Source organism: Micromonospora sp. NPDC049662 (genome assembly GCF_040675055.1).
Lineage (GTDB): Bacteria > Actinomycetota > Actinomycetes > Mycobacteriales > Micromonosporaceae > Micromonospora.
Genome location: NZ_JBFAOC010000055.1, coordinates 29,725 through 40,862, shown reverse-complemented (window position 1 = coordinate 40,862; position 11,138 = coordinate 29,725). Strand labels below are relative to the sequence as shown.

8 protein-coding genes are annotated in these 11,138 nt (G+C 75.6%); 4 read left to right on the top strand and 4 right to left on the bottom strand.

The window, feature by feature from the left end; genetic code table 11:
* Positions 1-126 precede the first annotated feature (126 nt).
* Positions 127-1,062, bottom strand: coding sequence for an LD-carboxypeptidase (locus AB0J36_RS28180; protein ID WP_363661338.1), 936 nt, complete (start codon positions 1,060-1,062; stop codon positions 127-129).
* A 103-nt stretch (positions 1,063-1,165) separates the two neighbouring features.
* On the opposite strand from AB0J36_RS28180, the gene AB0J36_RS28175 reads away from it, so the two are divergent.
* Positions 1,166-1,933, top strand: a complete 768-nt coding sequence (locus AB0J36_RS28175) for a type 1 glutamine amidotransferase (protein ID WP_363661337.1) — start codon at positions 1,166-1,168, stop codon at positions 1,931-1,933.
* Positions 1,933-4,986: a bifunctional [glutamine synthetase] adenylyltransferase/[glutamine synthetase]-adenylyl-L-tyrosine phosphorylase gene (locus AB0J36_RS28170; RefSeq protein ID WP_363661336.1), complete on the top strand. Its 3,054-nt coding sequence runs from the start codon at positions 1,933-1,935 to the stop codon at positions 4,984-4,986. Before AB0J36_RS28175 ends, AB0J36_RS28170 begins: the two co-directional genes overlap by 1 nt.
* A 5-nt stretch (positions 4,987-4,991) precedes the next feature.
* Here the strand turns inward: AB0J36_RS28170 and AB0J36_RS28165 are convergent, their stop codons facing one another.
* The gene (locus AB0J36_RS28165; protein ID WP_357170614.1) at positions 4,992-6,575 is read right to left on the bottom strand and encodes a hypothetical protein; all 1,584 of its coding nucleotides are present in this window, start codon (positions 6,573-6,575) and stop codon (positions 4,992-4,994) included.
* Between the two features lie 44 nt (positions 6,576-6,619).
* Between AB0J36_RS28165 and mptB (AB0J36_RS28160) the strand changes: the two genes are divergently transcribed.
* Together mptB (AB0J36_RS28160) and mptB (AB0J36_RS28155) are read left to right on the top strand one after the other, a co-directional pair.
* Entirely contained in the window at positions 6,620-8,020 is a 1,401-nt protein-coding gene (gene mptB / locus AB0J36_RS28160; protein WP_357170616.1) for a polyprenol phosphomannose-dependent alpha 1,6 mannosyltransferase MptB, read from the top strand.
* Between the two features lie 24 nt (positions 8,021-8,044).
* A complete protein-coding gene (gene mptB, locus AB0J36_RS28155) occupies positions 8,045-9,595 on the top strand; it encodes a polyprenol phosphomannose-dependent alpha 1,6 mannosyltransferase MptB (RefSeq protein ID WP_363661335.1) in 1,551 nt (516 codons plus the stop codon).
* Between the two features lie 136 nt (positions 9,596-9,731).
* On the opposite strand, the gene AB0J36_RS28150 is transcribed toward mptB (AB0J36_RS28155), so the two are convergent.
* Positions 9,732-10,697, bottom strand: a complete 966-nt coding sequence (locus AB0J36_RS28150; RefSeq protein ID WP_357170620.1) for a hypothetical protein — start codon at positions 10,695-10,697, stop codon at positions 9,732-9,734.
* Entirely contained in the window at positions 10,694-11,059 is a 366-nt protein-coding gene (locus AB0J36_RS28145) for a helix-turn-helix transcriptional regulator (RefSeq protein ID WP_357134855.1), read from the bottom strand. Before AB0J36_RS28145 ends, AB0J36_RS28150 begins: the two co-directional genes overlap by 4 nt.
* Positions 11,060-11,138: the final 79 nt, after the last annotated feature.

The following is an 11,138-nucleotide window of genomic DNA, read 5'->3' as shown; positions in this document are numbered from 1 at the left end:
CCGGCCCGGAACTGACGCAAACCTCTTGATCAACGAGGTCGGGGCCGGGGCTGGGCCGGGCCGGGTTGGGTCGGGGCCGGGCGCGGGGCCGGGTCGGGGCGGGTCGGGGTCGGGTTGGGGTTGGGGTTACTGGACTGCGGGGGTGACCTTCAGGGTGTTGGTTTCGGTGTCCAGTCGTGCTTCGGTGCCTACCGGGACGGTCAGCTGGTTGTGGCCGTGGCCGATGGGGAGGCCGCCGAGGACCGGTACGCCCAGGTCGCCGAGGCGTTCGGTGAGCACGTCGACGATCGTGGTGTCCCAGCCGTCGCCGCAGTCGGTGAACTGCCCGACCGCCACCCCGGCCAGCCCGTCCAGCGCACCGGCCCGGCGGAGCTGGGTGAGCATTCGGTCGACCTTGTACGGAGGCTCCTGCACGTCCTCGATCAACAGCACCGCGCCGGTCAGGTCGGGCAGGTCCGGTGTGCCGATCGACGCGACGAGCAGGCACAGGTTGCCGCCGAGCAGGGTGCCGGTGGCGCGGCCGGGGACGCGTACGTCGAAGGTCTCCTCGGTGGGGACCGCCTGAACGGTCACCGGCTCGGTGGTCATCAGCGCCGCGTGCAGGGACTCGGCGGAGCGCAGCGGCGTCCGCTCGTCCCGCCAGGCCGCTCCGGGGCCGTGTACCCCGGCCAGTCGGGCGCCCCGCCACAGGGCGAGCTGCAACGCGGTGATGTCCGAGAAGCCGGCCACCACCTTCGGGTCGCGGCGCACGGCCGCCATGTCGATGGCGTCGACGATCCGCTGGGCGCCGTAGCCGCCCCGGGTGCAGATCACCCCACGGATCTGGGGGTCGGCGAACGCCGCGTTCAGGTCGGCGGCCCGCAGGTCGTCGGTGCCGGCGAGGTAGCCGTGGCGGGCGTACGCGTTCGGGGCCGGTATCGGGCGCAGGCCCCAGCCGGTGAGCAGCTCCACGCCCCGGGCCACCCGCTCCGGCGAGGTCGGCCCGGACGGCGAGACGAGCAGCACCGTGTCACCCGGGCGCAGCACGGGCGGGCGGACGACGGTGGAGTCCTCGTTGATCACAACCGGAGAGCCTAGCCACCGCGCCGACACGACGGCCGCCAGCCGGTGGCACCGACCCGTGCCGGGGCGTGGCGGAGCGCGCCGCACCCGCTAGCCTCGACGGGTGGCAACCGCGCTGGTGATCGAGAACGACCCGACGGACGACGCGCGCCGGTTGGGTGAGTGGCTGACCGAGGCAGGGCTGGATTTGTGGGTGGTCCGCCCGCACGCCGGTGAGGAACTTCCCGCCGACCTTGAGGGGTACGCGGCACTGGTGGTGCTGGGTGGCGACCAGCAGGCGTATCCGCTGCCGGACGGTTCCCCCGGGGCGCCCTGGTTCCCGGCCGTGGAGGGGCTGCTGCGCAAGGCGGTCCGGTACCGCGTGCCGACCCTGGCTGTCTGCCTGGGCGCGCAGCTGCTCGCCACGGCGCATGCCGGGCTGGTGGAGCGGAGCCCGTCCGGGCCGGAGATCGGCCCCGGTGTGGTGGGCCGGCGCGACGCGGCCGAGCAGGACCCGCTGTTCCGGTACGTGCCGCTGATCCCGGACGTGCTCCAGTGGCACTCCGACGAGATCACCGAACTGCCCCGGGGCGCCACCCTGCTGGCGGCCTCCACCCGCTATCCGCACCAGGCGTTCCGGCTCGGCGACCGGGCCTGGGGGTTGCAGTTCCACATCGAGTGCGACACCGCGATGATCGGCGACTGGGCCACCGACTCGACCCTGCTCGCCGAGTTGGGCTACGACCCGGAGCTGGTGGTGGCGGCCTGCGACTCGGTGATGGTGGACGTCGAGGAGGTCTGGCAGCCGTTCGCCGCCCGGTTCGCCGCGCTGGCCCTCGGTGAGTTGGACGACAGCACGATCCGGCGCGGCCTGCCGCTGCTCGGGCACTGATGGGCCGGCCGACGAGGGCCCCGGGCCGGCTCGCCCGCTACGGCTTCGGCATCGCCGAGGGCGACGGCGGGGCCCGCGCCGCGGACCTGCTCGGCCCGGACGGGCTGGGTCTCTGGCAGCCGGAGGAGCAGGAGCCGGTCGACGACGCGGCCGGGGAGCTGCTCGCCGCGCTGTCCCGGGCCGCCGACCCGGACCTGGCGCTGCGCCAACTGCACCGCATCGTCGAGGCGGAGAGCCGAACCAGCGCCGCCGGCACCCCGCGCGGCACCAGCGCCGCCGGCACCAGCGCCAGCTCGCCGCTGCTCGCGGAGCTGCACGCCGACCCCGGGCTGCGGCGTCGGCTGATCGCCGTGCTGGGCGCGTCGTCGGCGCTCGGCGACCATCTGGTGGCGAATCCCGAGCACTGTCTGACGCTGCGTACCGCACCGGACGGGCTCGCGCCGATCGCCGACGGTCGGCTGGAGCCGGCCGGCGACGGGAACCCGGTGGCGGTGCTGCGTGCCGCGTACCGGCTCTCCCTGCTGCGGATCGCGGCGGCCGACCTCACCGGCGGCCGGGCCCTGGAGCAGACCATGGCGGCGCTGTCCGCGCTGGCCGACGCGACCCTCGCGGCCGCGTACGAGATCGCCGTCGCCGAGTTGGCGGCGGGCACCGAGCGGCCCCGGCTGGCCGTGGTGGCGATGGGCAAGTGCGGCGGCGGCGAGCTGAACTACGTCTCCGACGTGGACGTGATCTTCGTGGCCGCCGAGGACGCCGACCTGCCCGCCGCGACCCAGGTGGCGACCCGGCTGATCTCCGTCTGCGGGATGGTCGCCTGGCCGGTGGACGCCGCCCTGCGGCCCGAGGGCAGTCGTGGCCCGCTGGTGCGTACCCTCGCCAGCCACCTCGCCTACTACCGCCGGTGGGCACGCACCTGGGAGTTCCAGGCGCTGCTCAAGGCCCGCCCGGCCGCCGGGGACCTGCCGCTGGCCCAAGAGTGGATCGACCAGCTCGCGCCGCTGGTGTGGAGCGCCGCCGAACGCCCCGAGGCGGTCGAGGACGTCCGCGCGATGCGCCGCCGGATCATCGACAACATCCCGCCGAAGGAGCTGGAACGCGAGATCAAGCGCGGTCCGGGCGGGCTGCGCGACATCGAGTTCGCCGTTCAGCTCCTGCAACTCGTGCACGGCCGCGGCGACGAGACCCTGCGGGCGCCCGGCACCATTCCGGCGCTGCGCGCGCTCGTCGCCGGTGGTTACGTCGGCCGCGCCGACGGGGAGTCGCTGCTGCGCGGCTACCGCTTCCTGCGCGCCGTCGAGCACCGGCTCCAACTCCAGGCCCTGCGCCGTACGCACACCGTGCCCACCGAGCCGGGGGCGCTGCGTTGGCTGGCCGCCGCGCTGGGTTTCGTGGCCACGCCGGGCCGCAGCGCCGTCGAGAGCTTCCGGGCCGACTGGGTCACCCACGCCACCGAGGTACGACGGCTGCACGCCAAACTGCTCTACCGGCCGCTGCTGGAGTCGGTGGCCCGGGTACCCGCCGACGGGCTGCGGCTCACCCCGGAGGCGGCCCGGCACCGGTTGGAGATCCTCGGCTTCGCCGACCCGGCCGGGGCGCTGCGTCACCTCCAGGCGCTCACCGGCGGGGTGAGTCGTACGGCGGCCATCCAGCGCACCCTGCTGCCGGTGCTGCTGAGCGAGTTCGCGGACGCGCCGGAGCCGGACCGGGGGCTGCTCAACTACCGCAAGGTCTCCGACAAGCTGGGCAGCACCCCCTGGTACCTGCGCCTGCTGCGGGACGGCGGTCCCGTCGCCCGCCGGCTGGCCCGGGTGCTGGCCCTGTCCCGGTACGTCGCCGACCTGCTCGCCCGGGATCCGGAGGCGCTGCGGCTGCTCGCCGAGGAGAACGAGTTGTCGCCGCGTCCGCGTCCGGTGCTGCGTGACGGCTTCCTCGCGGCGGCGGCCCGGCACACCGACCCGGTCGAGGCGACCCGCGCGGTGCGGGCGCTGCGCCGCCGGGAGCTGGTCCGGGTGGCCTGCGCGGACGTGCTCTGCCGGGCCGGCGCGCTCGCACCCACCCCGACCCGGGCGGACGGCACGACGCGGCCGTCACCCGGCCTGGCCGACATCACCGAGGTCGGTACGGCGCTCGCCGACGTCACCGACGCCACCCTCGCCGCAGCGCTGCGGGCCGCGCGGGCCAGCCAACCGGCCCCGGACGGACTGCGGTTCGCGGTGATCGGAATGGGCCGCCTCGGCGGGTACGAGTCGAACTACCTCTCCGACGCCGACGTGCTCTTCGTCTACGACCCGCCCGCCGGCAGCAGCGAGAGCGCCGCCAGCGCGGCCGCGCACGCCATCGCGGAGGAGCTGCGTCGACTGCTCGGCGTACCCGCCCCCGACCCGCCGTTGGGTGTCGACGCCGACCTGCGCCCCGAGGGCCGGCAGGGTCCGCTGGTGCGCAGCCTCGCCGCGTACGCCCAGTACTACGCCCGCTGGTCCCGGGTGTGGGAGGCGCAGGCGCTGCTGCGCGCCCGGTTCGTCTGCGGTGACGCCGACCTGGGCGCCGAGTTCGAGGCGATGATCGAGCCGGTGCGCTACCCGGCCGACGGGTTGACCCGCGAGCAGGTCGTCGAGATCCGTCGGATCAAGGCCCGGGTGGAGACCGAGCGGCTGCCGCGCGGGGCCGACCCGGCCACCCACACGAAGCTGGGCCGGGGCGGGCTGGCCGACGTCGAGTGGGCGGTCCAGCTCGTCCAGCTCCGACACGCGGGCGCGATCCCGGAGCTGCGCGGCACGCGTACCCTCGATGCCCTCGCGGCGGCCGAGCGGGCCGGCCTGATCGATGCGGCGGACGCCGCGGAGATGGCCGCCGGCTGGTCCCTGGCCGCGCAGGTCCGCAACGCGCTGATGCTGGTCCGGGGCCGGGCCGGCGACCAGTTGCCCCGGCACGGCGTGGAGCTGGCGGGGGTGGTCCGGCTGCTCGGCCACGACGACCCGGGGGAGTTCCTCGACGAGTACCTGCGCACCGGCCGCCGCTCCCGCGCCGCCGCCCAGCGCGTGCTGGAGGGGTAGGAAGATCAGCCGAGGGTGTAGTCGCCGGCGCGGGGGACGGTGACGCTGGTCCAGTCCCCGTCGGCGCGGACGGTCGCGCCGCCGGACGCGGTCAGCCAGCGGCTGTGCCGCACCCGGACCGCCACCGGGCCGGCGGTCGGGGCCCGGAAGGTGACTGCCGCGCCGTCCGCGCGGACCAGCTCGGCGGGCGCGGCGACCAGCGGCGTCGGGTCGGCCACCGCCCAGACCCGCCAGTGCGGGCCGGACCAGGCCGGGGTCAGGTACGGTAGGCCGCCCTCGACGAGTTCCGCCTCGGCCCGCCCCACCCAGGACAGCGGGGCGTCCGGCACCGCCACGTACTGCACGGCGTTCTCCGCCAGCCAGGCCCGGTAGCTGGCCGGGGTGAGCGGCACGCCGGTGCCGGTCGCGCCCGGCACGGTGGTGAAGAAGAGCGGGTTGCGGTCGATGTCGGCCTGCCGCAGCCAGCCGCGGGCCAGCGGCACCTCACCGAGGCGGGCCGCCTCCCAGTAGTTGCGGGTCGGCGGCACCTCCACTCGGCCGGTGAGCCGCTGCCCGGCCAGGAACGCGCGCAGCGGCGCGTGATAGCCGGGCGCGCTGGTCGGGTCGCCGATGCTCCGCAGGTCCGCCGGGACCACCGGCGGCTGCCACCCGCAGACGGCCGCCAGCAGCGCGGCCAGGCCGATCCCACCCAACAGTCGGGCCGGCACGGGCCCGACAGCCGGCCGGCGGGCCAGGCGGGTCGACAGCCAGGCCGGCGGGCGGGCGGCGGCGGCCAGCACCGGCAGCGCGAACATCGTCGCCAACCGGGTCGCGTTCAACCCCACCGGCGTGTGCACTCCGGCGGCGACCAGCACCCCGGCGGCGGCCAGCAGCGCGCCGAACCGCACCGGCCGGTACGCCACCAGCGCCGCCACCAGCAGGCTCGTCACCACCGCCCGCAGGGTGTCGGTGCGGCTGATGTTCATCCAGCCGCCGTCGCCGAAGAGCACCGCGGTCGCGCCCAGCGGCACGGCCGCCGCGACGCCGAGCGCCAGCCCGTCGGCGTACCGGCGGGCCAGCAGCAGCGCCGCGCCCGCCAGGCCGACGAACAGGCCGGCCACCGGGCTCGTCGCCGAGGCCAGCAACGCGCCGGCCGCGGCCAACGCGACACGACGACCCGGGGGTACGCCCCGAGTCAGCGCGACCAGCGCAGCCAGCCCGAAGGCGACACCGAGGGCGTACGTCACCCGGCCCGAGACCAGGTTGCCGGCCAGCGTGACCACGCCGATCAGGCTGCCCAGCAGCGGACGCGGCACCGGGCTGCGGACCAGCAGCGCGGCCAGCGCGGTCGCCGACGCCACCAGCGCCAGCGCGCCGGTCACCCGCACACCGAGCACCGCCATCACGGGCTGCGACACCAGGCTGTAGCCGAACTGCTGCACCCCGCCGTACCAGCGCAGATCCACCGGGGTGAGGCCGTGGGCGGCGAAGAAGTCGGCGCGGGCGACCTGCGCGGAGAGGTCCGAGCCCATCAGCGGCAGGGCCAACCAGAGCGCGCCGAGCACGACGGAGCAACCGGCGGCCACCGCCACCACCCGACTGCGCCGCATGCCCACCTCCGTACCGCGACAACCGTACTGGCAGCATGTCCGGCGTGCCTCACCACCTCGCGCGCTGGACCGGACTGGCGGGATCGGTGCTTCTCGCCGTCGCCGCGTTCCTGGGCGGCGCCCTGCCCGACTCGCCCCTGCGCAGCAACCCGGTCAGCATCTGGCAGGGCGCGAACGGACCGCTGGTGCTCATCGCCTGGCTGGTCGGCACCGGGCTGCTGGCGTACGCCTGGTGGTCGCTGCGCGACGACGTGCCGTCGACCCGCTGGGCGCTGGTCACCGTCGGGCTCTGGCTGCTGCCGCTGCTGATCGCGCCCCCGCTGGCCAGCCGCGACGTCTACGCGTACGCCTGCCAGGGCGCCAGCTACGCCGCCGGGATCAACCCGTACGAGCAGGGTGTCTCCGCGCTGCCCTGCCCCTGGCTGGACACCATCTCGTACATCTGGCGGGACACCCCGGCGCCCTACGGGCCGCTGTTCGTGGTGCTGTCCGGCGCGGTGGTCAAGGCCACCGGCTCGCTGACCGGCGCGATCGTGGTGTTCCGGCTGATCGCCGTGGCGGGGGTCGCGCTGATGGCGGTCAGCCTGCCGGTGCTGGCCCGACGGGTGGGCGTACCGGCCTCCCGGGCGGTCTGGCTGACGCTCGCCTGCCCGCTGGTCGCCGTGCACCTGGTCTCCGGCGCGCACAACGACGCCCTGATGGTCGGCCTGCTCGTCGCCGGGCTGGCCGTGATCGCCTCCCGGCCCGGACGCCCCGGCCCGCTGCTCGCCGGTGGCGTGCTGCTCGGTCTCGCCGCCGGCATCAAGGTGACGGCGCTGGTCGTGGTGCCGTTCGCCGCGCTGGCCGCGATCGTCGGCGGGTACTCGATCCGCGCGCTGATCCGCCACGGCGGCTGGGTGGTCGGCGGCGCGGTCGCCGTCGTGGTCGGGGTGACCTTCGCCGCCGGCCTCGACTTCGGCTGGGTCGGTGGGCTGGCCCGCGGCGGTGACGTGATCGCCTGGACGTCGCCGTCCACGGCGGTCGGGCAGACCGTCGGCTACCTGGCGGTGCCCTTCGGCGGGCACGTCGACGCGCTCGCCGTCACCCGGGGGGTCGGCGTCGCGGTGCTGGCGGTGCTGCTGGTGTGGCTGTGGTGGCGGGCCCGCACGCGGGAGCCGCTGTGGTACGCCGCCGTGGCGCTGACCGCCACGGTCGCCCTCGCGCCACTGTTCCACCCCTGGTACTGGGTCTGGCCGCTCGCGGTGCTGGCGGCCACCGCCCGGCGTACCGGATGGTTCATCGTCGTCGCGCTGGTGGCGTCGTTCCTGGTGCTGCCCGATGGCACCGGGCTGCCCCGCTACACCAAGACGGTCGGGGCGCCACTGATGACGCTGTTGGTGATCGTGCTGGCCATCCGGTTGGTACGGTCGGCTCGGGCGGCCCGCCAACCGGTCGCCGCCGACTAGGTCGACCAGGGGGAAGGTGCGCCGGTGACCACTCCCGGCGCGCCTTCGCCGGTTCCCGGCCTGCTGGCCGCCCGGTTTGCCCGGTACGCCGGCCTGGTCGGCGCGGTCCTGCTCGCCGTGGCCGGGTACCTCGGCGGGGCGCTGCCCGACGCCCCACTGAACGTCACGCCCGTGTCGATCTGGCGAGCCCCGGGCGGCGCGGCAACCTTGGCCTGCTGGCTGGTCGGCACCGCGCTGCTCGTCGGCGCCTGGTGGTCACTGCGCGCCGGTGCGCCGTCGAGCCGGTGGGCGTACGTCACCGCCGGGCTGTGGGCGCTGCCGCTGCTGCTCGCGCCGCCCCTGGGCAGCCGGGACGTCTACTCGTACGCCTGCCAGGGCTGGACCTACGCGCACGGTGTCGACCCGTACGCCGTCGGGGTGGCCGCCTCGGGTTGCCCGTGGGGGGAGACGGTGGCACCGATCTGGCGGGACACGCCGGCGCCGTACGGCCCGGTGTTCGTGCTGCTCGCGGCGCTCGCGGTGACTGTCGGAGGCGGGCTCACCGGCACTGTCGTACTGCTGCGGGTCATCGCCGTGGCCGGGTTGCTGCTGGCCGCGCTCTGCCTGCCTCCGCTGGCCCGGGCCACCGGAGTGCCGACCCGGCGGGCGGCCTGGCTGGCGCTGGCCGCGCCACTGGTCGGCGTACACCTGGTGGGCGGCGCGCACAACGACGCCGTGATGCTCGGGCTGTTGCTGTGCGGGCTGCTGGTGGCGGTCCGTTGGCCGGGCCGGCCCCCCGCGCTGCTGCTCGCCGGGGCGCTGCTCGGGCTGGCGGTCACCGTGAAGGCCAGCGCAATCGTGGTGGTGCCGTTCGCGGCGCTGGTGGGAGCGTCCGGCCGGACGGTGTTCCGCAGCGGCGCGTGGCTGGGCGGCGGGCTCCTGGGCGCGCTGCTGGTCGCCTCGGCGCTGTCCGGCCTCGGATTCGGCTGGGTGGGTGGGTTGACCCGCAGCGGCGACTCCGAACAGTGGACATCGCCGCCCACCGCCGTCGGGTTCGTCGTCGACTACGCCGGCGCGGTGGTCGGGCGGGACCCGCAGGCCGTGCCGGTGGCCCGCGCCATCGCGTTGGTGCTGCTCGCGGTCGTGCTCGTGGCCCTCTGGTGGCGCACGTGGCGGCGAGTTGCCGCCGATTTGGGCGGGCTGGCGGCTGGCTCAGGCGGGCTGCTGGACGCCTCGGGCGGGCTGGCGGTCGGCCGCGATGCGCTGTCAGCCATTTCGGGCGGGTTGCCGGCCGGGGCGGCGCGGTGCCGAGCGGTACTGCACGGCGCCGGCCTGGCCCTGGTCGCCACCGTCGTCCTGTCCCCGGTCTTCCACCCCTGGTACGCGACCTGGCCGCTGGCCCTGCTCGCGCTCAGCGCCGCCCGGACCACGTGGTTCGTGCTGCCGGCCGCCGTGGCTGCCTTCCTGGCGCTGCCCGACGGCACCAACCTGGCCCGCTTCACGAAGGCCCCCGGCGCTCTCGCGATGACCGTCCTGCTCCTGTTCCTGCTTCTCCGGATGTGGCGGCACGCACCGGAGCGCTCGCTACGTCCCTGACCACCGGTCGGATGCGCGAAGATCGCGCTCGAACATGGATGTAGTGGCTTCTGGCGCGTTCGAGGCCACTACATCCAGGATCGAGCACGATCTTGGTGCGGTGCGGTGCGGTGCGGTGCGGTGCGGTGCGGTGCGGTTAGCGGTTGGCGCTCGGCGCGGGGGGTCGGGCCAGTCGGGCGCGGACGGCGAGGGCCACCGGTAGCAGCGCGGGGCCGACCAGCGCGACCACGGCAGCCGTCGCGGCGAGCGCCGTCCAGTTCGGGACGAACGCGCTCCGCATGCCGTCCGCCGCCCCGGCCAGCGGTAGCAGGGCCAGCAGACCCACGGGGGTGAGCAGGATCAGCAGGGCCCACCCGCCCCGGTGGTCGCCACGTACGGCCAGTCCCACCGCGAGCAGCATGGCCACCGCGAGCACCGCCACGGCGGTGTCCTGCAACATCAGAATCGCCCTCACCGCGCGATAGGTCCAGGCGAAACTTCCCGGCGTCAGGCTTGCGGCCGCCGCCAGGCCGGCGACGGCGGCGAGCAATGGCGCCACCCGCAGCGACACCGGCCGCGCGCGGGACGCGCCGAGCGCGACCACACCCAACCCGACCTGCGGGAGCAGCACGAACAACGGTGGACGGGGCAGGCCGGTGAGCGCGGCGGCGGGGACGAGCGCGACCGTGAGAAGCAGCGCGAGCGCGACCGCGCGTCGGTGCCACCGGCTGGGTGCCAGCGCCTGCACACCCGCGGCGAGGAGCCAACCGACCCACGCCACGATGCCGAGCGAGACGAACGGCCCGGCGGACGGCTCGCCGAAGCCGGGCAGAGCCGGCCGCAGTTCGAGCACGGTCCACATGCCGGCGAGCGTGGTGGCGGTGAGCAGGGCCAGGGCGGCCGCGAGGTGTACCCCGGGGACCAGGTCGGTGACGCCGGTGGCGCGTACCCGTTGGCGGAGCCCGCCGCGGAGGAGGTCCACGGCGTCCGCCGGGGTGGGCCAGCGGCGGCCCGGCTCGGCCAGGTCCAGGTACGTGCCGACGATCTCGGCGCCCCGGGCCCGCCGGTAGTCGGCGGGGTACGCGGCGAGGAGCCGGAGGTAACGGCGCTCGATCTCGGTCATGCGAGGCCTCCGGCGAGGCGTGGGGTGGTCGGTCGGGCGGCACGGGCCCGTGCGGCGAGCCGGGCGGTGGCGGCCTCGACGTTGCGTCGCAGCCGTTCGGTCTCGGCGCTGAGGGTGGCGTCGCCGTCGGGGGAGAGGCGGTAGTAGCGGCGCAGTCGACCGTCCACCACCTCCTCCCGGTCGACGTCGACGAGGCCGGCGTCGACCAGCCGGTCCAGCGCGCCGTAGAGCGTTCCGGGGCGCAGCGACACGCGGTTGTCGGAGAGGGCGGCGACCTCGCCGATCAGTCCGTAGCCGTGCATTGGCTCAACGGCGAGCGCGGTCAGGATCAGGAAGGTGGGTTCGCGCAGCGGTATGTCCACGGCGACAATATATCGGACCCGAAGGTATATCGGGGGGCGTTACAAAGCGGGCCGGGCCGGCTCCACGATCGTGGAGCCG

Excerpts from the sequence above, each read along its gene's own strand:
- AB0J36_RS28150 (WP_357170620.1), bottom strand. The coding sequence starts at position 10,697 with ATGACCGAGATCGAGCGCCGTTACCTCCGGCTCCTCGCCGCGTACCCC.
- AB0J36_RS28165 (WP_357170614.1), bottom strand. The coding sequence starts at position 6,575 with ATGCGGCGCAGTCGGGTGGTGGCGGTGGCCGCCGGTTGCTCCGTCGTG.
- AB0J36_RS28170 (WP_363661336.1), top strand. The coding sequence starts at position 1,933 with ATGGGCCGGCCGACGAGGGCCCCGGGCCGGCTCGCCCGCTACGGCTTC.